Annotated in this window: 22 protein-coding genes; 7 read left to right on the top strand and 15 right to left on the bottom strand. The window is 63.4% G+C overall.

The window, feature by feature from the left end:
- The 3 genes from mnmH to DT23_RS14535 form a co-directional block, all read right to left on the bottom strand.
- Positions 1-1,012, bottom strand: a 1,012-nt coding sequence (gene mnmH, locus DT23_RS14545) for a tRNA 2-selenouridine(34) synthase MnmH (RefSeq protein ID WP_051697319.1), incomplete at its 3' end; no start/stop codon positions are given.
- Positions 1,012-1,590 carry a L,D-transpeptidase gene (locus DT23_RS14540; RefSeq protein ID WP_038132331.1) on the bottom strand — a complete coding sequence of 193 codons (579 nt, stop codon included), beginning with the start codon at positions 1,588-1,590 and terminating at the stop codon, positions 1,012-1,014. The genes mnmH and DT23_RS14540, both read right to left, overlap by 1 nt.
- A 135-nt stretch (positions 1,591-1,725) precedes the next feature.
- Positions 1,726-1,932 carry a YgaP family membrane protein gene (locus tag DT23_RS14535; RefSeq protein WP_038132330.1) on the bottom strand — a complete coding sequence of 69 codons (207 nt, stop codon included), beginning with the start codon at positions 1,930-1,932 and terminating at the stop codon, positions 1,726-1,728.
- Positions 1,933-2,069: 137 nt separating this feature from the next.
- On the opposite strand from DT23_RS14535, the gene DT23_RS14530 reads away from it, so the two are divergent.
- Both DT23_RS14530 and DT23_RS14525 read left to right on the top strand, forming a co-directional pair.
- Positions 2,070-4,502 carry a heavy metal translocating P-type ATPase gene (locus DT23_RS14530; protein ID WP_038132329.1) on the top strand — a complete coding sequence of 811 codons (2,433 nt, stop codon included), beginning with the start codon at positions 2,070-2,072 and terminating at the stop codon, positions 4,500-4,502.
- Between the two features lie 91 nt (positions 4,503-4,593).
- Positions 4,594-5,040 carry a lytic transglycosylase domain-containing protein gene (locus DT23_RS14525; RefSeq protein ID WP_156023969.1) on the top strand — a complete coding sequence of 149 codons (447 nt, stop codon included), beginning with the start codon at positions 4,594-4,596 and terminating at the stop codon, positions 5,038-5,040.
- A 155-nt stretch (positions 5,041-5,195) separates the two neighbouring features.
- Here DT23_RS14525 and DT23_RS14520 read toward each other — a convergent pair whose 3' ends face one another.
- Positions 5,196-7,703 (bottom strand): ABC transporter permease, encoded by a 2,508-nt coding sequence (locus DT23_RS14520; protein ID WP_038132327.1) that lies wholly within the window; start codon positions 7,701-7,703, stop codon positions 5,196-5,198.
- Complete coding sequence (locus DT23_RS14515; RefSeq protein WP_038132325.1) at positions 7,700-8,383, bottom strand: ABC transporter ATP-binding protein; 684 nt, start codon at positions 8,381-8,383, stop codon at positions 7,700-7,702. Before DT23_RS14515 ends, DT23_RS14520 begins: the two co-directional genes overlap by 4 nt.
- A gap of 49 nt (positions 8,384-8,432) precedes the next feature.
- Here DT23_RS14515 and DT23_RS14510 point away from each other — a divergent pair, with 49 nt between their 5' ends.
- Positions 8,433-9,083 (top strand): arylesterase, encoded by a 651-nt coding sequence (locus DT23_RS14510; RefSeq protein WP_081847209.1) that lies wholly within the window; start codon positions 8,433-8,435, stop codon positions 9,081-9,083.
- Between the two features lie 64 nt (positions 9,084-9,147).
- On the opposite strand, the gene DT23_RS14505 is transcribed toward DT23_RS14510, so the two are convergent.
- A complete protein-coding gene (locus DT23_RS14505; RefSeq protein ID WP_038132321.1) occupies positions 9,148-10,353 on the bottom strand; it encodes an MFS transporter in 1,206 nt (401 codons plus the stop codon).
- A gap of 42 nt (positions 10,354-10,395) precedes the next feature.
- Entirely contained in the window at positions 10,396-11,340 is a 945-nt protein-coding gene (gene hemC, locus DT23_RS14500) for a hydroxymethylbilane synthase (protein WP_051697325.1), read from the bottom strand.
- A 105-nt stretch (positions 11,341-11,445) separates the two neighbouring features.
- Between hemC and hemE the strand changes: the two genes are divergently transcribed.
- Positions 11,446-12,477 carry a uroporphyrinogen decarboxylase gene (hemE, locus tag DT23_RS14495; RefSeq protein ID WP_038132317.1) on the top strand — a complete coding sequence of 344 codons (1,032 nt, stop codon included), beginning with the start codon at positions 11,446-11,448 and terminating at the stop codon, positions 12,475-12,477.
- Here hemE and DT23_RS14490 read toward each other — a convergent pair.
- Entirely contained in the window at positions 12,474-13,103 is a 630-nt protein-coding gene (locus tag DT23_RS14490) for a LysE family translocator (protein ID WP_038132315.1), read from the bottom strand. The genes hemE and DT23_RS14490 overlap by 4 nt on opposite strands.
- Before the next feature lie 86 nt (positions 13,104-13,189).
- Positions 13,190-14,089, bottom strand: coding sequence for an oxygen-dependent coproporphyrinogen oxidase (gene hemF / locus DT23_RS14485; RefSeq protein ID WP_038132374.1), 900 nt, complete (start codon positions 14,087-14,089; stop codon positions 13,190-13,192).
- Positions 14,090-14,199: 110 nt separating this feature from the next.
- Between hemF and DT23_RS14480 the strand changes: the two genes are divergently transcribed.
- Positions 14,200-14,607 (top strand): hypothetical protein, encoded by a 408-nt coding sequence (locus DT23_RS14480; RefSeq protein ID WP_038132313.1) that lies wholly within the window; start codon positions 14,200-14,202, stop codon positions 14,605-14,607.
- A gap of 48 nt (positions 14,608-14,655) precedes the next feature.
- Here the strand turns inward: DT23_RS14480 and DT23_RS14475 are convergent, their stop codons facing one another.
- The 3 genes from DT23_RS14475 to clpS all read right to left on the bottom strand — a co-directional run bounded on the left by DT23_RS14475 (position 14,656) and on the right by clpS (position 16,988).
- Positions 14,656-15,465 carry an SDR family NAD(P)-dependent oxidoreductase gene (locus DT23_RS14475; protein ID WP_038132311.1) on the bottom strand — a complete coding sequence of 270 codons (810 nt, stop codon included), beginning with the start codon at positions 15,463-15,465 and terminating at the stop codon, positions 14,656-14,658.
- Positions 15,466-15,513: 48 nt separating this feature from the next.
- Positions 15,514-16,563 (bottom strand): class I SAM-dependent methyltransferase, encoded by a 1,050-nt coding sequence (locus tag DT23_RS14470; RefSeq protein WP_038132308.1) that lies wholly within the window; start codon positions 16,561-16,563, stop codon positions 15,514-15,516.
- Positions 16,564-16,661: 98 nt separating this feature from the next.
- Positions 16,662-16,988, bottom strand: coding sequence for an ATP-dependent Clp protease adapter ClpS (gene clpS / locus DT23_RS14465; RefSeq protein WP_038132373.1), 327 nt, complete (start codon positions 16,986-16,988; stop codon positions 16,662-16,664).
- Between the two features lie 119 nt (positions 16,989-17,107).
- On the opposite strand from clpS, the gene DT23_RS14460 reads away from it, so the two are divergent.
- Positions 17,108-17,824 (top strand): HAD family hydrolase, encoded by a 717-nt coding sequence (locus DT23_RS14460; RefSeq protein ID WP_038132307.1) that lies wholly within the window; start codon positions 17,108-17,110, stop codon positions 17,822-17,824.
- Between the two features lie 267 nt (positions 17,825-18,091).
- Positions 18,092-19,909, top strand: coding sequence for a serine hydrolase (locus tag DT23_RS14455; RefSeq protein ID WP_038132305.1), 1,818 nt, complete (start codon positions 18,092-18,094; stop codon positions 19,907-19,909).
- 159 nt (positions 19,910-20,068) lie between these two features.
- Here DT23_RS14455 and ccoS read toward each other — a convergent pair whose 3' ends face one another.
- The 3 genes from ccoS to DT23_RS14440 are packed head-to-tail and all read right to left on the bottom strand — an operon-like array spanning position 20,069 to position 22,923.
- Complete coding sequence (ccoS, locus tag DT23_RS14450) at positions 20,069-20,230, bottom strand: cbb3-type cytochrome oxidase assembly protein CcoS (protein WP_038132303.1); 162 nt, start codon at positions 20,228-20,230, stop codon at positions 20,069-20,071.
- 10 nt (positions 20,231-20,240) lie between these two features.
- Positions 20,241-22,463, bottom strand: coding sequence for a heavy metal translocating P-type ATPase (locus tag DT23_RS14445; RefSeq protein WP_038132302.1), 2,223 nt, complete (start codon positions 22,461-22,463; stop codon positions 20,241-20,243).
- 4 nt (positions 22,464-22,467) lie between these two features.
- Positions 22,468-22,923, bottom strand: a complete 456-nt coding sequence (locus tag DT23_RS14440) for a FixH family protein (RefSeq protein WP_038132299.1) — start codon at positions 22,921-22,923, stop codon at positions 22,468-22,470.
- Between the last annotated feature and the right edge of the window lie 4 nt (positions 22,924-22,927).

The raw sequence follows: 22,927 nt of genomic DNA, 5'->3' as shown, positions 1-22,927 counted from the left end.
GCCCCGCCAAACCTTCGATTGCGTCAGCGTCAAGACTAGGCGCCTCAATAATCTGCTCGTCAAACGCCTGCCGCGCGCGGTGTTTTTCATAGCGCGGATCGTAGTGATCGGCCATCAACTCACCCGCTAATGCGGCAAATTCCCCCGCCGCCGCCTGCGCCTGCCAGCGCTCGATCCGCTCGGCGGATTGAAACGGACGCAGCTTGTCGATCACGGCGCTCAGGCGCGCGCTATCGGCAGTGATGTCGCCATAGGCGCGCGCCAGATAGGCGGCACGCTCGGCCAGCGGCGCGGTGATGCGGATACGCGGCGCGCTACAAATCGCGCCCCAAATCCCTTTGGGCAGTTGCAGATCGCCGATCTTCGAACTCTCCGCCTCCAGCAACACCGGACGCGCCGGATCAAGCGCCGTAATCGCGCGCGCCAGCCGCGATTCGAAATCCTTCTGGCTGCTCTGCCCGCCCGCGCGCGCCCCAAACAACGAGCCGCGATGATTGGCCAACCCCTCAAGGTCGATCATCTGTGCGCCCTGCGCGGCCGCCGATTTCAGAATATCGGTCTTGGCCGATCCGGTATTGCCATCCAGCACCACGACCGGGCACGGCATCGGCGCGGCGCAAGCGTCAACCACCAGCCGCCGCCACGTTTTATACCCGCCCTCGACCAGTTCAGCGCGCCAGCCCACCTGACGCAGGATCGTGGTGAACGACCCCGAGCGCTGCCCGCCCCGCCAGCAATAGACCAGCGGACGCCAGCCGCCGTCTTTGTCCGCCAAGGCCTCACGCAAGTGATGCGCCGCATTCTCTGCCACCAAAGCCGCGCCAATCTTGCGCGCATCAAAGGACGACACCTGTTTGTAAATCGTGCCCACCCGCGCGCGCTGATCGTCATCCAGCACCGGCAGGTTGATCGCGCCGGGAATATGATCCTCGGCAAACTCGGACGGGGAGCGCACGTCGATGATCGTGTCGAAATCCAGATCCGCGATCTGCGCGACAGAGTCGAGTTGCATCAGTAAACGGTGACCGGCGTGCCCACGGGGACGGTGTTGAACAGCTCGATCACATGATCATTGACCATGCGAATACAACCATTTGACACCGCATGCCCGATCGAGCTGGGCGATGTCGTGCCATGGATACGGATCGCCGTGTCATGGCCGTTCTGATACAGATACATCGCGCGCGCCCCCAACGGGTTTTGCGGCCCGCCCGGCATCCCGTCGGCATATTTCGCGTAATGCTCGGGGCTGCGCTCGATCATTTCCGGGGTCGGCTTCCAGCTAGGCCATTCGACCTTGCGCGCCACCACGGCCTGCCCGCGAAACTTCAGCTCGGCTTTGCCCACCGCCACGCCATAACGCATCGCCACGCCGGGCGCGGTAATGTGATACAGGAAAAACTTATCCGAAACGATAATGATCGAACCCACCGCCAGATCGGGCTTCACCCGCACCTTGATGGGGTAATATTGCGACCCGATCGGCCATTTTTTCGGGGCATCGGTTTCAATTGGCGGCGTCAGGGCAAAACCCGGCGCGCTAAGAAACGGCAAAGCGGCAAGCGAGAAAACAAAGGCGCGGCGATCCATCGGCAACTCCTGAAACTCCGCATACAGAAAGGGTGCGGCAAAAACTTAAGGACGAGGCTAGCAAAGCCGCCCCGTCCTCTCAAGTTCTTGCGCGCCCGCAAGGCTAGATAAGCACGACTGCGTGACCAATCCGCCTTACTTTTGAAAAGCGCAGCCCGATTTCAAGCCGAACTTGCCGAAAATCCAAGCGGCGGGGCAAACCCCGGTAAAAGCCGATTGCAGCAGGTTCGCGCCGATAAAAGCGGTGAACCACAGCCAATAGATCGACACAAACGCGCTCAGCAGCACGGAAATCAGAATCATGACGCCAGCAAAGGCGAAAATAGCGCGGTCGAGGTTCATCGGAAGGCTCCACATAAAGGGAATACGTTTGAGGCTCAGATAACATCCCGCCAAAACAAATTCAATAGTTCGAATGTATGGCGCGACGCTTGACCGCACCCGAGCCCCGCATCACATGAGGCGCAGGAGCGAACACCATGACCAAAACCAGTTTTACCATCGACGCGATGCATTGCGGATCCTGCACCGGGCGGGTCGAGCGCGCGCTAATGGGCGTGCCCGGCGTGCAGCAGGCCAGCGCCAATCTGATGGCGCGCCGTGCCGATGTCGAATTTGACGCGCCTGCGACGCCTGCCGATCTGGTGGCCGCGCTGGACGGTGCGGGCTATCCGGCGGCGACGGGAACCGCCCGGCTGGATATTAAGGGCATGACCTGCGCCAGTTGCACCGGACGGGTGGAACGCGCGCTTGGCGCGCTGCCCGGTGTCACGACGGCAACGGTCAATCTGGCCACCCAAAGCGCACAGGTCGATTATGTCGAGGGCGCGCTGACGCCCGATGATCTGGCCAGGACCGTCACCGCTGCTGGCTACCCTGCGCGCGTGAAAGACCAAGCCGACGCCCCCGCCCCGCTCGCGCAGCGTCAAGCCGCCGAGGCCAACCACCTCAAACGTCAATTCCTGATCGCACTGGCGCTGACGCTGCCGGTCTTTGCGCTGGCGATGGGCGCGCATTTGATCCCCGGCGTGCATCATCTGATCGCCGCCACGATCGGCGAACGCACAAGCTGGTGGATCCAGATGGCGCTGACGACGCTGGTGCTGGCCTTTCCGGGGCGGATGTTCTTGCGCACCGGCATTCCCGCGCTGCTGCGCGGCGCGCCTGAGATGAACTCGCTCGTCGCGATGGGCTCGCTCGCCGCGTTTGTCTTTTCCGCGCTGGTCACGCTTGCGCCGGGGCTGTTCCCGGCCTCAGTGCGCGGCGTCTACTTTGAGGCCGCCGCCACCATCGTCACCCTGATCTTGCTGGGCCGCTGGCTGGAGGCGCGCGCCAAGGGCCGTGCGGGCGAGGCGATCTCACGCCTCATCGGATTGCAGCCCAAAACCGCGCGCGTGCAAACACCAAACGGCACCGAGGAACGCCCGATCAGCGCCCTCGCCACCGGCGATATACTCCTACTCGCACCGGGCGAACGCGTCGCGCTAGACGGGGTGATCACCGAAGGCGCGGGCCATATCGATGAGAGCATGCTCACCGGAGAGCCCATTCCGGTCAGCAAAGCCGAGGGCGACACGATCACCGGCGGCACGATCAATGGCGAGGCCGCGCTCAGCTATCGCGTGACCGCCACCGGGGGCGATACCGTTCTGGCGCGCATCATCGCGATGGTCGAGGCGGCGCAGGGCGCGAAACTGCCCGTGCAGGCGCTGGTGGATCGCGTGACGCGGGTGTTCGTGCCCGTTGTGATGGCGCTGTCACTAAGCACCTTCGCGATCTGGCTGCTGGCGGGGATGGGGTTCACCCATGCCTTCGTCGCTGCGATTTCGGTAATGATCATCGCCTGCCCCTGCGCGATGGGGCTGGCCACGCCGGTCTCGATCCTGGTGGGCACCGGGCGGGGCGCGGAACTGGGCCTGCTGTTCCGGCGCGGCGATGCGTTGCAACGGTTGGCCGAGGTCAAGATCATCGGCTTTGATAAAACCGGCACGCTGACCCAAGGCAAGCCCGCGCTCAGCGATCTGCTCCCGCTGGCGGATCTGTCCGAAACCCAGATCCTTGCGCTGGCCGCAGGGGCCGAGGCGCGCTCGGAACATCCTCTGGCGCGCGCGATCCTTGACGCCGCCGCCGCGCGCGACATTGCCCATGCGCCGGTCAAGCGCGTCAAGGCGCTCGCAGGGATGGGGCTGCGCGCTCAGGCCAAGGGCGCGCTGCTGTGGCTTGGCAACGCGCAGGCGATGGCGCAAGCAGGTGCCGACATCACCGCCTTTGCCGCAGACGCCAAGGCGCTTGCCGCCAAAGGACGCACGCCGGTCTGGATGGCGCTTGATGACAAGCCCGTCGCGCTGATGGCGCTGTCCGACCCGATCAAACCCGAGGCCAGCGCCGCCATCGCCGCGCTGCATCGCGCAGGCGTGCAAGTCGCGATGGTCACCGGTGATACCCGCGCCACCGCGCAGGCCGTGGCCGATACGCTAGGCATTGACCGGGTCGAGGCCGAGGTGCTCCCCGACGGTAAACGCGATGCCATCGACCGCCTGCGCAGCCACGGCCCCGTGGCATTCGTCGGCGACGGCATCAACGACGCCCCCGCGCTGGCTGCCGCCGATGTCGGACTAGCCATCGGCACCGGCACTGATGTCGCGATCGAGGCCGCGCAGGTCGTGCTGATGGGCGGCGATCCCCAAGGCGTGGCGCGCGCACTGACCCTGTCGCGCGCCGTGATGACCAATATCAAACAAAACCTGTTCTGGGCCTTCGCCTATAACGTGGCGCTCATTCCGGTCGCGATGGGCATCCTCGTGCCCTTTGGCGGTCCCGGTCTGTCGCCGATGCTGGCAGCGGGGGCGATGGCGTTTTCGTCGGTCTTCGTGGTCTCGAACGCGCTCCGGCTTCGCCGCGCGGCACGCTGATCGGCGATTGCGCGCCGATGCGCGCCAAGCCCCCTTTTCCTTGGCGCACATCTAGGGCTTTTCTACCGGTTAGATCCTGCCGGAGCACCTTATGCTGTCACGCCGCCTTATCTTGCTATCCCTCGCCAGCCTCGCCGCGTGCGGAGGCGGCACGCGCCCGCGGGCGAAACCGGAGCAAAACATACCGCTGCACCGCAACGAGACGCCACAACTGCGCGCCCTGATCAACAAGTACTCCGATCACTACGAAGTGCCGCGCAGCCTGACGCATCGCGTGATCCAGCGCGAAAGCCGCTACCATCCCAGCGCGCGCAACGGCCCGTATTACGGGCTCATGCAAATCCTGCCGCAAACCGCGCGCGGCATGGGGTTTCGCGGCGATGCAAGCGATTTGCTCGATGCCGAAACCAATCTGAAATACGGCGTAAAATATCTACGCGGCGCGTGGCTGGTCTCGGACGGGTCGCAAGATCGCGCGGTGACATGGTATGCGCGCGGTTACTACTACGAGGCCAAAAAGCGCGGGATGCTGAAGTAAACCGGGCTGCGCTGACCCAAACTGCGGCGCGCATGGTTAGCGCAGGCCGCTCCGCGGGGAGTATTTAGGGCCAGATGAAATAGGGACCACCCACCCTTTCATCTAGCTAAAAATACTCCCGCCGGAGGCATCCCTAAAGTGCAATCCGCACGCCGTTACTCAGAGGCGCGCAACACTCCCGCCGGGCGCGCCGCAAGCGGGCGCAGCGCGAAAACCAGCCCAGCCGCCAGTGTCGCCAGAACGCCACCCGCCACGATAATCAGCGCGGGGATCGGCGCGAAGTGATAGGTCGTCCCCATCACCAGATCGACCACCGCCCAGCCAGCCAGCCCGCCAAAGGCAATCGCGACCAGCCCCGCCGCCGCCCCCATCAGCGCCGAGCGCAGCGCAAAGCTGAACAGGATTGTCGCGCGTGTGGCCCCAAGGGTCTTGAGCATTGCCACCTCCCAAGCGCGCGCCCGCTCCCCCGCCGCCGCCGCGCCGATCAGCACGACAAAGCCCGTCAGCAGCGTGACCGAGGCCGCCAGCGAGGTCGCGCGCGCAATCGCAGACAGCGCATCGGTGACGCGCGCAATCGCGTCGCGCACCCGGATCGCGGTGATATTGGGGAACGCCGTGGCAAGCTCGCGCATCACCTGCGCTTCAGCCTGCGGCGGGGCGTAGATCGTGGCGAGCCATGTATGGGGCGCACCTTGCAGCGCCGCCGGATCAAGCGTCAGCACAAAGCCGATCCCGCCCGTCGAGAAATCGACATCGCGAAACGAAGTGACCTTGGCCGTGATCGCGCGCCCAAGAATGTTGACGGTGATATTGTCGCCCAGTTTCAAGCCGATCTCCTCGGCCTCCTTCGCCGAGAAACTGGCGAGCGGCGGACCGTCATAACCTTTCGGCCACCATTTACCTGCGGTCAGTTTCTCGCGCGGTTCCTGCGCATAGGTCACGCCGCGATCTCCGCGCAGCACCCAATGTTCACCGCCGACCTTGCGCGCATCCTGCCCATTGATCTGGGTGATCACGCCGCGCAGCATCGGCACGGATTCGACTTTGGTGACCGCCGGTATCTTGGCCAGTAGCGCCTTGAACGGGTCGATTTGATTGGGCTGGATGTCGAGCACAAAATAGGCCGGCGCGATCTTGGGCAGATCATTGGCAATCGCCCCGCGCAACCCCGCATCGACTTGCCCCACAGCGGCCAGAACCGACAGGCCAAGCCCCAGCGACAGGATGACCGAGCGCGCCTCGGATCGCGGCCCGCCAATCGCCGCCAGAGCCGCGCGCAAGGCGGGCCGCCCGCGCGCCAGATGTTGCGCGCCGCGTGCGCCGCGCCGGATCGCCCAAGCCGCAATGCTCAGGATCGCCAGCGCCAGCGCGATGCCGCCAAGGCTGGCCAGCGTCAGCCCCCAAAGCCCCGAGAACCACGCCGAAACGACGACCAGCCCCACCAGCAGCGCCCCCGTCAGTGCCATCGTCGGCCAAGGCGGCAGGCGGCGACCGTTCATCGTGTCACGATACAGCGTCGCCGCGCGCATCGCCGCCATCCGCGACAGCGGCCACAGCGCGAAAATCGCGGCAATCAGTGCGCCATACAGCGCCGCCTCGCCCAGTGGGCCCGGTTGCAGGCGAATATCGACCGGGATCGGCAGCGCGTTTTCGATCATGCCCGAAGCGGCAAAAACCAGTCCCGCGCCGAGAAACAGCCCGGCGGCAATCCCCACCACGCCCAGCGCAATGAGCTGGATCAGGAACGCCGCGCGGATCGTCGCGCCCGTCGCGCCAAGCGCGCGCAGCGTGGCGATGGTGCCCGATTTGCGCTCGACCCAAGACGACACGGTCGCAGAAATACCAACACCGCCCACCGCCAGCCCCGCCAACCCAACGAGCACCAAGAACGAGCCGAGCCGATCCACAAAGCGCTGCGCGCCCGGCGCCGCGCGGCGGCGATCCGACCAGCGCATGCCCGCATCCTTGAAATGGCTTTCGGCTTGGCGCTTGGCCAGTGCCAGATCGGTGCCCGGCGGAAGGGTCACGCGGTATTCGGTTTCAAACAGCGAGCCGGGCGCAAGCAGCGGCGTGCCCTCAATTGCGCCGAGCGCCACAATCGAATGCGGCCCCAGCGCAAAACCGGTGCCGGTGCTGTCAGGCTCGCGCACGATCCGCGCCATCATCACGAAATCCTGCCCACCCAAACGCACCGGATCGCCGGGTTTCAAGTCCAGACGGTCGGCCAGGATCGGATCAAGGAAGATGCCGGGAACGCCGTTTTCGCCCTTGAGCGCATCCTTGTCCAAAGGCGGATCCAGCACCAGTTGCCCCGCAAGCGGATAGGCCCCGTCCACCGCCTTGACCTGCGTCAGCGCGCGCTCGGCCGCGCCGCTGCCAGTCGACAACATCGAGCGGAAATCAATCACCTCCGAGACAGCCGTGGCGTGATCGGTGATCCATTTCAACTCGTCAGGTTTGGCGCGCCGATAGGTGAATTCATATTGCGCATCGCCCCCCAGCAGCACCGCGCCCTGATCACCAAGCGCCGAGGTGATCGCCCCGCGCACCAGCCCCACGGCGGCAATCGCAGCCACCCCCAGCATCAGACACAGCAACATGACCCAAAAGCCGCGCAGACCCGCGCGCAGCTCACGTCGGGCGATAATCAAAGCCAGCTTCATGCGAGCGCACCTGTCAGAACCAAACCATCGCGCAGCTCAACGATCCGGTCACAGCGCGCCGCCAGATCAGGCGCATGGGTGACAAGGATCAGCGTCGCGCCATTGCGTTCTTGCAGGCCAAACAGCAGCTCGATGATCGTGGCCCCCGTGGCGGTATCAAGGTTGCCCGTCGGTTCATCCGCCAGCAGGATCGCGGGGCGCGGGGCGACGGCACGCGCCAACGCGACGCGCTGTTGCTCTCCGCCCGACATTTGCGAGGGGTAGTGATGGCCGCGATGCCCCAAGCCCACGGCCTCCAGTTCCGCCTCGGCACGGGCAAACGCATCGGGCTCTCCGGCGATTTCCAGCGGCATCGCGACATTTTCCAGCGCCGTCATTGTCGGGATAAGGTGGAAGCTTTGGAACACCACCCCCATATTACCCCGACGAAAGCGGGCCAGATCATCTTCGGACATCGCCGACAGATCATGACCCAATGCCATAACCGACCCAGAGGTGGCGCGTTCCAGCCCGCCCATCAACATCAGGAGCGACGATTTGCCCGACCCAGAAGGCCCCGTAAGCCCAACGCTTTCGCCCCGCTCGATCGCGATATCGATCCCGCGCAAGATTTCAACCGGGCCCGCATTGCCTGCCAGCGCAAGTTTTGCGTCTTTAAGCGCGAGGATCGTATCAGCCATGGCCACCTGTCTTTCTTTTGCTTCAAAGGGATATGGGCCGAAAGGTAAGATGCGCAACCATTTGGGGGCAGGAATTCTTCTCTCGGCGCTACTGGCCCTGCCCGTGGCGGCACAGACCAAAATTCTCGCACTGGGCGATTCGCTGACGCAGGGCTACGGGCTGGACAATCCCGCCGACGGGCTGGTGCCGCAATTGCAGGACTGGCTGCAAGCGCATGGGGCCGATGTGACGGTGGTGAATGGCGGTGTGTCGGGTGACACCACGGCGGGCGGGCGTTCACGGCTCGATTGGCTGCTGACGCCCGACATCAAGGCGGTGATCGTGGCGCTTGGCGGTAATGATCTGCTGCGCGGGCTGCCGCCCTCGGAAGCGCGGCGAAATCTGGATGCGATCCTGGCGGATTTGCAGGACAAGGACCTCCCCGCGCTGCTGGCTGGCCTTCCTGCGCCGGGCAATTACGGGGCCGATTATCAAAGCGAATTCGACGCGATCTATCCCGATCTGGCCAAGAAATATGACGCAGTCTTGGTGCCCAATCTGTTGGCCCCGATCATGGCAACGTCGCTGGAAGAACGCGCCAAGCAGGATCTGATGCAGGCCGACAACATTCACCCCTCGCCTGCGGGTGTGAAAAAGGTGGTGGCGGTTTTGGGACCGAAAGTGCTGGAATTGTTAGCCAAGGTGCCGACCGATCGCTGAGCGCCGCGTTCTGGGCTGATCGCAGGAGCCTCCGGCGGGAGTATTTAGGGCTAGATGAAAGGGATCAGCTGCGTGCAGCGCGTCGATCCATCGCCCAAAGCGCGCCCGCGCCGATCACCCCAAGAAGGGCCCCTGCTGCGGCGGCGAGTTCGTAGCCCGCTAGCGCCGTGCCAATCGCAAAAACAGCCGCGGAAAACGCATCGCCCGCCAGTTTTTGCAGCGCCATCAACGAGGCCCCAGCGCCGGGGCGATTGGACAGCAGGTCTTGCAGATAGGCCATCGGCTGGGTCAGCACGACCGCGCCTCCTGCCGCGCCCGGAATCGTCAGCAGCCAGACAAAGGGCGTGGGCGCAAGCAGCGGCAGCAGCCCCAGATGCAGCGCGTAAAGCGCCGCCCCTACCCAGATCAGCGACGTGCGCGAGACCCGCCCCACCAGCACCGGCAGCGCCAGCATGAAGGGCACTTCCAGCCCCGCCAGAAGCCCCGCATAAAGGGCTGTATCAGACGCTCCGCGCCCCGGCGTGGCGGCAAAGACCAGCCCCATCACCACCAGATACAACATCACCGCGCCGTTAATCGTGCCCAGCGCCACAACGCGGCTCAAGATCGGCAGGTTCGCCATTTCACGCAGGGATTGGCGAAAGGTCAGGCCCGATTTCGGGTCGGGCCAGCGAGTCGCACCATCACGCGGCCAGAACGCCAGTGTCAGCGCAACGATCAAGATCCCCAGCGTCAGCGTCACCGGATAGATCGCGGTCAGCGGCGCGCCATGATCAAACACCACCGCCCAAATCGGCAGCACCATCAGCCACGGCAGTGCGAACAGCGCACGCAGAGTGGACAAGATCGCGGGACGGTCTCGCTCGGGATGGGTCGACGCCGCCAGCCGCGACAGCGCGAAAAGCTGGCCGAAAATCGACGCCGAGAGCGGCAGGATCAGCGCATTGGCGATCACGAACACCACCGCATTATCGCCCGCCAGCACCAGCCCCGACCCCGCGATCAGCATCGCGGATGTGCCAAGCGCAATGGCGCGGCGATTGGCGCGCTGATCCGCCAGTATCCCCAGCCCCACCGAGGCTGAAACCGACAGCACCGAGGCTACCAGCAACACCGCCGAATAGGCGCTGTCAGACAGGCCAAACACCCTGATCGCAAGGGCAGATACATAGGGGGCCATCGTCGCCGCATGTGCGCCAAACAGCACCAACAGCACAGCGGCCAAACGCAGCGCGGGATCTTTGATTATCGGGCGGAACGGGGCAAACATACGCCCCCATTGCCCCCGTTTGCGGGCAAATTCAAGGGGGGCTTAGCGCCAGTCGAAAAAGCCCGTCGGGGCCTTGGCCAACAAGCGCCGCGCCAGATCATCGCCCAAAGCCGCGCCCTCGGAAATCGAGGCGCGCCCCTCGCCCGAGATCGCCTCGGAGCCATCGGGGCGCAGGATTTCGCCGCGCAACCACAGCTCGTCGCCCTCGATAATCGCAAGTCCGGCAATAGGCGTCTCGCAAGATCCGTCCAGCGTCGCGAGATAGGCGCGCTCGGCGGCAAGGCGTTGCGCCGTGGGCAGATGGTGGATCGGGGCCAGCAGCGCCTCGCTGCGCGCATCTGACACGCGCCGCTCAATACCAATCGCGCCTTGCGCCACCGCAGGCAGCATCTCTTCGGGCGCAATCGCGGATTTCGCAACCTCAAGCATCCCCAGCCGGGTCAGCCCCGCCATCGCAAGAAACGTCGCCTCGGCCACGCCCTCTTGCAGCTTTTTCAGACGTGTCTGCACATTGCCGCGAAACTGCACCAGCTTCAGATCGGGGCGGCGATAGGCCAATTGCGAGCGCCGCCGCAGACTGGAAGACCCAACGACCGCGCCTTCGGGCAGGTCCGCAATTCCGGCGTGGTTAAGGCTGACAAACGCATCGCGCACATCCTCGCGCGGCAGATAGCAGTTCAGGATCAACCCCTCGGGCTGCTCGGTGGGCATATCCTTCATCGAATGCACGGCAATGTCGATGCGGCCATCAACCATCGCCTCTTCGATTTCCTTGGTAAACAGCCCCTTGCCACCGATTTCCTTCAGCGACATGTCCGCAGCAATCTGCGCGCGATCATCACCCGAGGTTTTAATCACCACGACCTCAAAGGCAGCCTCGGGCAGGCCATGGGCCGCCATCAGGCGCGAACGTGTTTCATAGGCCTGCGCGAGCGCCAAAGGCGAGCCGCGCGTGCCGATCTTGAGCGGGGATTTCGCATCGGGCATCTGCATCATTCCTCCCGCTTACCCGCGACAGATGGCCCGCGCAAGACGGCGCGCGCTTGACATGTCGCCACAGGTCGCGATGAAAGGGGCAAAGAGGAGACGCATATGGCTGAGAAAACGATCCTGCGGGCACTCAATGGTGAAGTGCTGCCGACCCCCCCGGTCTGGATGATGCGGCAAGCCGGGCGCTACCTGCCCGAGTATCGCGCCACCCGCGCACAGGCCGGCGATTTCTTATCGCTGTGCTACAATCCCGAACTCGCCGCCGAGGTAACCTTGCAACCGATCCGGCGTTACGGCTTTGATGCGGCGATCCTGTTTGCCGATATTTTGTTGCTACCTCAGGCACTTGGCGCTGATCTGTGGTTTGTCACCGGCGAGGGGCCGCGCCTCTCCACAACCACAACGCCCGCCGATTTCGCCAAGCTGAAAACCAAGGACGACATTCACGACACGCTAGGGCCGATCTATGAAACGGTCGGAATCCTCAGCCGTGAATTGCCCAGCGAGACGACGCTGATCGGCTTTGCGGGCGCGCCGTGGACGGTGGCGACCTACATGATCGCGGGGCAAGGCACCAAGGATCAAGGCCCCGCACATGCGCTGAAATCGCAAGATCGCGAAACTTTTTGCAAAATTATCGACCTGCTGACCGAGTCGACCATCGAATACCTGTCCAAACAGGTCGAGGCCGGTGCCGAAGTGGTCAAGCTGTTTGATTCTTGGGCCGGCAGTCTCAAGGGCGACGATTTCCACGATTTCGCGGTTGAACCCACGCGCAAGATCATCGCCGAACTCAAGGCACGCTTCCCGCAATTGCCCGTGATCGCTTTCCCGCGCGAGGCGGGCGAGGGCTATATCGGCTTCCATGAGAAAACCGGTGCCGATTGCGTCGCGCTCGACAACTCGATCACGCCGGAATGGGGTGCTGCGAATGTGCAAATCGCGGGCTGCGTGCAGGGCAATCTGGCACCTGGTCACATGGTTACGGGCGGTCAGGCGCTGGTGGATGAAACCCGCCATGTCGTCGAGGCGTTCAAGAACGGGCCACACATCTTTAACCTCGGCCACGGCATCACGCCCGATGCCGATCCCGAAAACGTGGCGCTGATGGTCGAAACGATCCGGGGCGGCTAGCGCGCGGTCTTGAACGCGAACCAGATCGCCACCAGCGCCAAAGCCAACGACAGCGCGCGCCCCAACCGGCGCGCGCGGGCCGGATCGTCAAAAAACCGATGCGCGGCCCCTGCCGCCAGCACGATACCCGCATGGATCGCAGTCGCCACGCCGACATAAATCCCCGACAGGATTAACACTTCACCCAACACGGCGTCACGCGCCACCAAAAAGGTCGGCAACACCGCGACGTAAAACACCGCCGCCTTGGGGTTCAGCAGATTGGTAATCAGCCCGCGCCGGAAATAGCGCCAATTGCTTGATCCTAGCGGTGCAAAGTCAATCGTCTCGCGCCCCGCCCCACGCCAGCCATCAAACGCCAGCCACAATAAATAGCCAACGCCCGCCCAGCGCAACGCCTCATAGGCCAGATCCGAGGCGCTAACCAAGGCCGCAACCCCCAGCGCTGCCGCCACGCCCACCACACTCAGCCCCAGCGCGACGCCTGCCACAGCGGCCAAACCGGGGCGGCGTCCCTCAGAGGCAGCAATCAGCGCCAGATAGGCCATGTTCGGCCCCGGAGTCAGTTCGATCAACACCGAGGCCAGCGCGAAAGCAAACAGCACCTCAAGCGTCAACGACCCCATCTCGCCCCCCTTCCTCTTGATCCAAATATCCCGGGGGTGAATGGCCGCAGGCCAGAGGGGGCAGCGCCCCCCTTAACGCCCTGCGCTTAGTACCATTTTGCCACGGGCGGCAGGCTCATCAACACCGCATCCGCGTTATGCCCGGTCTCAAGGCCGAATTTCGTGCCACGGTCATAGACAAGGTTATATTCGGCATAAAGCCCGCGATGACGCAGTTGCGTTTCGCGGTCTTCCTCGGACCAATCCTGCACACGGCGTTTTTCGATCAGCGGCAGATAGGCGGGCAGGAACGCCGCGCCCACAGCCTGTGTAAAGGCAAAATCCGCGTCCCAGTCCTCGGTGTTGAGATCATCGTAAAAGATCCCGCCAACGCCGCGCGCGCGACCACGATGGGGGATAAAGAAATACTCATCCGCCCAAGATTTGAAATGATCGTAATAGCTCTTGTCATGGGCATCGCAGGCGCTTTTCATCTGAGCGTGAAAATGCGCGGTATCTTCGTCATATTCGATGCAGGGGTTCAGATCGGCCCCACCACCAAACCACCACGCGCCCGGCGTCCAGAACATCCGCGTGTTCATATGCACGGCAGGGCAATGCGGGTTTTGCAGATGCGCCACAAGGCTGATGCCGCTGGCCCAGAAACGCGGATCGGCCTCCATCCCCGGAACGCCACGCGCGGCCATCGCCTTTTGCGCGCGCGGGGCCAATTCGCCCCAGACGGTCGAGATATTCACCCCGACCTTCTCAAACACGCGCCCGCCGCGCATCACCGACATCTTGCCCCCGCCGTGATCCTCGCCGTCGGGGCCGCGCCGCTCGGTGGGCGTGACCTCAAACCGCCCCGGCGCGGCATCCGATAGCGGACCTTGGGCGTGGCTGCCCTCAAGCCCCTCAAATCCGGCGACAATCCTGTCGCGCAGATCGGAAAACCACTGGCTGGCCTGCGCCTTTCGGGCGTCGAAATCTTCGGGTGCGTCGGTCATCGCGGCCTCCTTTGGGGTTGCGCGATCCATATCAGGGCGGTGCCTGCGCGAAAAGGGCGCGATTGATTGCAACTTGCCTGCGCGTTAAGCTGGGGCAAAGGAGACCCGCGATGCGCCTTGCCTTCCTGATGATTCCCCTGATCGCGCTGACCGCTTGCGGCACGCCGCAAGAACGCTGCATCCGCCAATCGACATCCGAATTGCGCCGGGTCGATACGCTTTTGGGCGAGGTACAGGCCAATCTTGCGCGTGGCTACGCCTGGCAAAGCTACGATACCACCATCAGCCGCTGGGAAGTCTGCGGCACGCGCACGATCAAGAAGGGCGACAAAATCATCGAAAAGCCGCGTATGTGCCTTGAGGACCATACCATCACGCGCCGCCGCGCCGTGCCGATTGATCCGGTGATCGAGACCCGCAAGCGTGACAATCTGATCGCGAAAAAGCGCGACTTGACCGCTTTGGCCCAGCGCCAGATCGCGCAGTGCCGCGCGCTTTATCCTGAAGAGAGCAAATAAGCAGTGCTTAATTTGGCCTGCGCGAAATAAGCGCCGCTTATCGCGCGCTCAAAATGCGGGCACCTGAACGCGATCCAGCAAGCTGCGCCCGCCGTCGATCTTGATGATTTGACCGGTGACGAAACTCGCCCCGGAAGAGGCCAGATATTGCACCGTCTCCGCCAGCTCCGAAGGCGGCGCGATCCGGCCAAGCGGCGTGCCTGCACAGATCGCCTCGCGCCAATCCTCATTCTCCTTGAGCGCGTCCTGCAACGAGCGCGACATCACCGAGCCAAAGGACACGCCATTGACGCGGATGCGATGGGGCGCAAGCGCCACGGCCAGCGAACGGATCGACTGATCCTGCGCCGCGCAGGCGATGGAGTAGGCCATCAATCCCGGCTGGGTGATATTGGAGGCCAGCGAGGAGACATTCACGATCGAGCCGATCTCGCCCTCTTCGCGCCCCTCATCCTCGGCCTGCTTGATCATCCGCTTGGCCGTCATCTGCGAAATTCGCAGCGAGGATTTCATGTTTTTCGACAGCATATCATCAAGCACTGCGGTCGAGGGATCAAGCGGGTCACAAGGCGCGAAACCGCGCGCGGTGTTGACCAGAATGTCAATGCGATCAAAGGCATCGACAGTGGCCGACAGCAGGTTTTTCACCGTCAGCTTCTGGCACAGATCGCCGGCGAAATAGCGCGCTGGACCTTCAGATTTCGCGCTGTCTCCCAGTTCAGAGGCCAGTTTATCTTCGTCGATATCGGCAAACATCACCTGCGCGCCGCGATCCAGGAAATGGCGCGCAACAGCCAGCCCGATCCCATGGGCGGCCCCTGTAACGATGGCGGTCTTGCCGGAAATGGACAGCGACATGGCTTTCTCCCGATGGATTGGCTTGAGTCTGGCGGAGTTTACCCGCGTTTAACGTCTGGTGCGAGAGGGGCGCTGCGGGGGCGTGCCGCGAGCTTGCTCGCGCGCGCTGATCACACCCTGCGCGCGGGTGATGCGAAAGCGCGTAGACGGGCCGCTTGGCGGCGTGATCTCTTGGATTTCGCGAAAACTTTTGGCCAGTGCGTCGGCGTAAGGCAGATGGCGATTGGCCACCATCCATAGCGTGCCAGAGGGCGTCAGCAGGCGCGCGGCGGCGGCGATGAAGGCCTCGCCCAAACCCGGCTCGGCGGCGCGGCTTTTGTGAAACGGCGGGTTCATCACGATGGCATCAAAGCGCGGACCAGCGGGCAGACGCGTCACGTCCTCCCAGTGGAACTGCGCGCGCGGATCGGGAATGTTGCGCCGCGCACAATCAAGCGCTGTGGCATCTGCCTCGTATAGCGCGATCTCTTGCACGCCTTGGCGCGCAAGCGCCTGCGCGGCCAGCCAGCCCCAGCCCGCGCCCAGATCCGCCACCCGCGCGGGCAGCGTTTCGGGCAGGCAGGCGGCGAGCAGCGCCGAGCCCTCATCCACGCCATCGGCGGAAAACACGCCCGGACGCGTGATGAACCCCGGCGCGGCGGCGATGTCGCGCGCGGCCCAATCGGCCAGCGCCTTCGGATCGGCGGGAAAGCGCGCGATTTTACCATGTGCCTTGGCGATGGGTGCATCCAGCGCCACCAAACCGCGCAATTCGCGCAGCAGCGAGTCGATGCCTTCGGATTTCGCGCCGTCGATATAAATCGGGCCACCGGGTTCGACACATTCACAGGCCTGCGCCAACAGCGCACGCGCCTGCGCCTTTGCGCGCGGAGCAAAGACTACAGCCGCCGCATACGGCCCCTCGGGCACCTGCGCCATCGCAACGCCGCGCGCGGCCAATGCGTCATGATCGGGCTTGAACGGTTGGAACGCGACCAAACGATCAAGCGGCAAAGCACTCAGATCCAGCGCAGCAGCGGGCGCGAACAGTGCAATCTGCCCCTGCTCGGGCAGCGTATCAGAGGCCGAAAGGGCGAAGGACAGACGAGATTGGCTCATAGGCAAGGGGGTATCCAAATAACGAAACGCGCCCGTCCCTTAGGGCCGGGGCGCAACAATAGCAAGCACGGGCACCATCGCGCCGCGCCACGAGGAGGTTAGTCTTTTTCCATCGTGCATTGCAGCGGGTGCTGATGGCGACGCGCGAAATCCATCACCTGCACGACCTTGGTTTCCGCCACCTCAAAGCTGAACACACCCACGACCGCCAACCCCTTTTTATGCACCGTCAGCATAATCTCGAAGGATTGCGCATGGTTAAGACCGAAGAACCGCTCAAGGATGTGCACGACGAATTCCATCGGCGTGTAATCATCGTTCAGCAGCATCACCTTATACATCGGCGGACGTTGGGTTTTCGGCCGGGTCTTGGTGGCGACTCCGGTCTCGTCTTCGCGATCGTCGTCATCGTCGTGCGACATCATGTAAAACGGCTCGGTCAAGGCATCTCCGCCAGATCAGGAATCGTTGAGGGCTCTGGCGGAATATAGGGCCTTCGTGACATATGAAAAGCCCGAGGGCGCGCTTAAGATAAAGGCAAGGGATGCAAATCAGCACAATCGGCTTTGATGCGGACGACACGCTTTGGCACAATGAGCGGTTTTTTCAACTTACGCAGGCACATTTTGCCGAAGTGATAGCCCCGCATATGCCGCAGGGCGCGGCAGGTGATCATCTGACCGAGCGCCTGATCGCAGCCGAGCGGCGCAACGTCACGCATTACGGGTTCGGCGTGAAGGGGTTTACCCTGTCGATGATCGAAACTGCGATTGAGGTCAGCGAGGGGCGCGTGCCGGCCTCGGTTCTGGCGGAAATTCTGGCCGCCGGACGTGAGATGTTAACCCATCCCGTCGATCTGCTGCCCCAAGCGCGCGCCACGATAGAGGCGCTGTCGGGGCAGTATCGGTTGATGCTGGTCACCAAGGGCGATCTGATTGATCAGGAACGCAAATTGGCGCAATCGGGTCTGGGGGATCTGTTTGATGCGGTGGAAATCGTGTCTGACAAAAAGCCCGAGATCTACGCCCAAGTTTTCGCGCGCCACGGCAATGGCGCTGCGCGCGGGTTGATGGCGGGAAATTCGCTGAAATCCGATGTGATCCCGATGATCGAGGCGGGCGGCTGGGGCGTGCATATTCCGCATGATCTGACATGGGCGCTTGAACATGCGCCCGCGCCCGACACGCACCCCCGCTTTGCGCAATTGCCCGATCTGGGGGCCTTACCTGCCTTGATTGCCAAGATCGAGGCGCAGCCCTGAGGCAATCCGTCTCGGCTGAAAACCGCACTGACGTGTCGGAAAGGAAAAGCGGCGGTTTTCCGACAAACCACCATCTCTAGAGGGGCCATGCGCAGATCACCCACTACATTTAGTAGTATTGCATGAATGCCGCAGTGAAAGCGCTTGAAAATAGACAGTTTTCAGGTCGCGATACACATGCTAGGCTGGTCCCAAATCAAGCCCCAACGCCGCCAACGATGCGGCACATAAAAATCGGGGCATCGAGGCAGTGAAAGGGCAAGAACCGTGACCACGCTAGCGCGCTGGGTCCGTCAAGGGCTGTTTGTATTCTTATTTGTAATTCTCGCACCGCTCGGAGCGATTGCTGCACCTTATGCGGCGATGGTGATGGACATGCGCTCGGGCGAAGTGCTGTATTCTAAAAACGCCGATACGCCGCTGCATCCGGCCTCGCTGACCAAGATGATGACGCTCTACATCACCTTCCAGGCAATCGAGCACGGCGAGTTCAGCCTCGATTCCATCGTGACCGTGACCAAACACGCCGCCTCGCAACCGCCCTCGCGTTTGGGGCTGCGTCCGGGCCAGAAGATCGCCGTGCGCTACCTGATCCGCGCCGCCGCGATCAAATCGGCCAATGATGCCGCCGCCGCGCTTGGCGATTATATCGGCGGGAACGAGGCCGGCTTTGCCGCGCGGATGAACCGCACCGCCAAACAGCTCGGCATGAAGAACACCCATTTCGTCAATGCCAACGGGCTGACGCGCAAGGGCCATCTGTCTTCTGCCCATGACATGACCATCATGGGCCGTCATTTGTTTTTCGATTTTCCGCAGTATTACAATATCTTCTCGCGCCATTCCGCGAATGCCAAAATTGCCACCGTCTATTCCACCAACCGCCGTTTTCTAAGCGCCTACAAAGGCGCGGACGGGATCAAGACGGGCTATACCTCGGCCTCGGGGTTCAACCTGACGGCCTCGGCCAAGCGCGGAAACGAGCGTATCATCGCCACCGTTTTCGGCGGCACCTCGACCGCGCAGCGCAATGCAAAAATGGCCACTCTTCTGGATCTGGGCTTTAAACGTGCGCCCTCCAACGCGCGTGTTCTGCCCCCAAGAGTTCCGCGCTATCTTGGCCCGATGAAAGGCGCCCCGATGTTGGTGGCGCAAAATCTCGCGCCCAAAGCAAGCCCGCGTCCCGGCAATCGCCCCTCGCCGCCGCGCGCGGATAGCGATGCCATCGCGCTGGCACTGGCGGCGGCCGTGCAGGGCGATCAGGTCGATGACAGCGTGACGGACACGCCCGAAGATGTGGCCGAAGAAACCGATACCGCCGCGCCCGAAATGCAGGTGGCTGATGCTGGCACTGACACTGGCATTGGCGCAGAAATATCGGCCAGCCCGCGCCCGATGCCCTCACCGCGTGCGATCCAGATGGCGCAAGCCCAGCAGGCCAAACCGGCCGAAGTTACGGGCGCGACCCCGCTGGCACAGGCTGCGGCCAGTGATGCCGCCAGCGACGAGCCGAGCGATATCCAACTGGCCTCGTATGAGCCCGATAACGCCGCCGCTGCCAAACCGCCAACAGGGCCGAAATTCGTGCAAAACACTGCGCCGCAACCCGAAACGATGGAATTGGCGCAGGCGCGCGCACTTGATTTGGGCGATGAAAGTAAAGCCGAGGGCGATGCGGTCGAACCCACGCCGGGCTTTGCCCAGACGACCAAGCCGCAGCCCGAAACCACGGCGATGGCCAATAAAGGCGCCACGGATCAACCCTCCGAGGTTATCCTTGCCGCCCTCACCCCCGAGGCCCCTGCCCCCGCCGCCAAGCCGCGCGTTGTGGCCCGGCTGTCTAGCTCGGGCGGGCGCAACTGGGGTGTGAGCCTCGGGCTGTTCGGATCAAACTTTGCTGCCGAGCGCCATCTGCTGACCACCGCGTTGATGGATAGCGACACGCTGGGCGATGCGCTGCGCAAGGTCGCCACGCGCAAGACCGGATATGAGGCGAATTTCGTCGGCATGACGCAGGACAGCGCACAACTCGCCTGCGCCCGCTTGCAAGCACGCGGAATGGATTGCAGCCTGATCGGCCCCTGAGCTTCCTTGCGCAGACGCTGAACTAAAAACGCCGCGCTCTTGTAGCGCGGCGTTTTGATTTTCTCCAAAAGCCATCACGACCCGCCGCCCCCCCTTCGCTCTTATGCAAATATCCCGGGGGCTGGCGCAAGCCAGCGGGGCAGCGCCCCTGCAAAGCCTTCAGTCTTGCTTGGGGTGGTCGTCAAACTCGTCTGACAAGATCCGCTCGGCATCGCCTTTGGGGTCGTCATATTGCCGGTTCTTGATCGACCACCAAAAGGCCGTCAGCCCGATGCCCCCAAGGAACAGTGAGATCGGAATGAAATAGATCAGCACATCCATGGCGGTTCCTTTAGCGCAGGCGCAACGAGTTGAGCGAGACGGTGATCGAGCTGGCCGACATTGCCAGCGCGGCCATCAACGGCGTCGCCAGCCCCATCAGCGCCAAAGGCACCGCGACTGCGTTATAAACGATCGAGATGCCAAAGTTCTGCTTGATCCGGCGGCGCGCATGTTTGGCAATCCGCGCGGCCTCGGAAATCGGGGCCAGATCCTGCCCCAGCAGCACGATATCAGAGGCCGTGCGCGCGGCATCCAGCGCCGAGGCGGGCGAGACCGAGACATGCGCACCCGCAAGGGCAGCCGTGTCATTCAGCCCGTCGCCCACCATCAACACGCGGCGCCCCTCGCGCGTGAGATCGGCGACCAGCTGCGCTTTTTCCATCGGCAAAGCCCCGGCGCGATATTGCGCGATGCCCAGACGGGCGGCGAGATCAGCCACCGCAGGTTCGACATCGCCCGAGACCAGCCAGACCGATTTGCCCTGCGCGGCGAGACCCGCCACGGCCTCTTCCGCGCCGGGGCGCAGGCTGTCGACAAAGCGGATCGACACCGGGGCCGCATCACCGATTTTGAGATGAGTCGCGGTGCTGGTGCCCTCCTCGGCGCCGATCCAGTTGGCCCGACCCAGCCGCACGATCTGCCCTTGCCAATGCCCCTCGACGCCATAGCCGGGCACTTCGCGGATATCGTCCAGCACGGCGGGCGTTGCCCCCTGCCCCAGCGCGGTTTGATGCAGCGCGCGCGCGAGCGGATGCGACGAGCCCTCGGCCAGCGCCATCGCGACGCACAGCGCCTCGGGTGCAAGATCGGACAGGTTTTGCGGGCGCGGCGCGCCCATCGTCAGCGTTCCGGTCTTGTCGAAAACGACCGTGTCGATCTCGGCCAAGCGTTCCAGCGCAGTGCCATCTTTGATCAGCAACCCTTTGCGAAACAGCTTGCCCGAGGCCGCCGTGACAACCGCAGGCACGGCCAGACCCAGCGCACAGGGGCAGGTGATGATCAGCACGGCGGCTGCGATATTGATCGCTAGGCGGAAATCGCCCCCTGTCACCCAGGCCCAGGCGCAAAACGCGGTGAAGGACAGGATATGCACGATCGGCGCATAGGCGCGCGCGGCGCGTTCGGCCAGCGAAGTGTATTTCGTCTTGGCACTTTCGGCCATCGCCACCAGATCGGCCATGCGATGCAGCGAGCTATCCTTGCCCGCCGCCGTGACGCGGATCATCAGCGGGCCGGTCAGGTTGACCTCACCCGCGCTGAGCACCATGCCGGGGCTGACCTGCACGGGCAGGCTTTCACCGGTCAGCAGCGAACGGTCAGATTCGGAATGGCCCTCAATTACCTCGCCATCAGCGGGGATGCGGCCACCGGGGCGCACGCGCATCAGATCGCCCACGACCAGTTCACCCACAGGCACCACGACCTCGACGCCCTCGCGCAGAATAGTGGCGCGGGGCACTTCGAGCGCGGCGAGTTCCTCGGCGGCCGAGCGCGCCACGGCGCGGGTGCGATAGTCCAGATAACGGCCCACCAGCAGGAAGAAGGTGAGCATCGTGGCGGCCTCAAAGTAGGCATGCGCGCCCGAATGCATCGTCTCGAACAGCGAAATCCCAAGTGCGAGTAGGATCGCCAGCGAGATCGGCACATCCATGCCCAACCGCCCGCCGCGCAACGAATAATAGGCGCTGGCAAAGAAGGGCTGGCCGGAGAAGATGATCGTCGGGATCGCAATCGCCGCCGATACCCAGTGGAACAGATCGCGCGTGGCATCCTGCGCGCCAGACCAGACCGCGACCGAGAGCAGCATGATGTTCATCATCGCAAACCCGGCCACGCCGATGCGCATCAACAGATCGCGCCCGCGTTTATCGGCCTCGGTCGCGGACAACATGCCGGGATCGAGTTCGTGCGATTCATAGCCGATTTTATCAAGCGCCGCGATCAAGCCCGCAGGCTCAACGCCCGTCTCGGCATCGACCGAGGCGCGTTTCAGCGTCAGGTTCACGCGGGCCGATTTCACGCCCGGCTGTTTCATCAGCTCGCGTTCGACATCGGTGATGCAGACCGCGCAATGGGCGGTGGGCAGCGACAGCATGATCCGGGCGCCCTTGATATCGCCCGATTTCGCCAGTTGCTCCGCCGAAGGGGCGGCCAGACAGGCGGGACAGGCAGAGGCAGAGACTCGCTCTGCCTCATACTCGTTTGCATTGGATGGGGCCGGAGAGACCGTCATCGCATCAGCCTTTCACGAACAGATCGATCCGCTGGCTGAACTGCGTGCCGTCAGCGGCCTTGGCGTCAAGGTGGATCAACCACGCCCCGGGCGCAAGATCGAGCGGGGTCACGAAGATGCCACCGACATAGTCGAATGTCGGGGACATGTCTTCGCGCATATGGGTGGTGCGCCCGACCACCGCCTTAAGCGAGGCCACTTTCGCAGGCAGGCCCGATTTATCGCGGATGACAAGACTTAGCTTGCCATCCGAATACTCGGGTTCAACGACCCAGCCAAGCGCCTCTTGCGCGGCCCGGTTTTTGTCAAACACCTGCGAGGCGACATACGAGTTCTGCACCTCAAGGCCGGGAAAGCTGGAGACTGCATTCCACGCCATCACGAGGTTCACCGCGATGATCACGCCAAAGGCGCTCACGGCAATCAACAGAACCTTGCGACCAGTCAAAGGTTTAGCCATCTCG

This window comes from Thioclava indica (genome assembly GCF_000714545.1).
Classification (GTDB): domain Bacteria; phylum Pseudomonadota; class Alphaproteobacteria; order Rhodobacterales; family Rhodobacteraceae; genus Thioclava; species Thioclava indica.
This window is presented reverse-complemented; position numbering and strand designations above follow the sequence as displayed.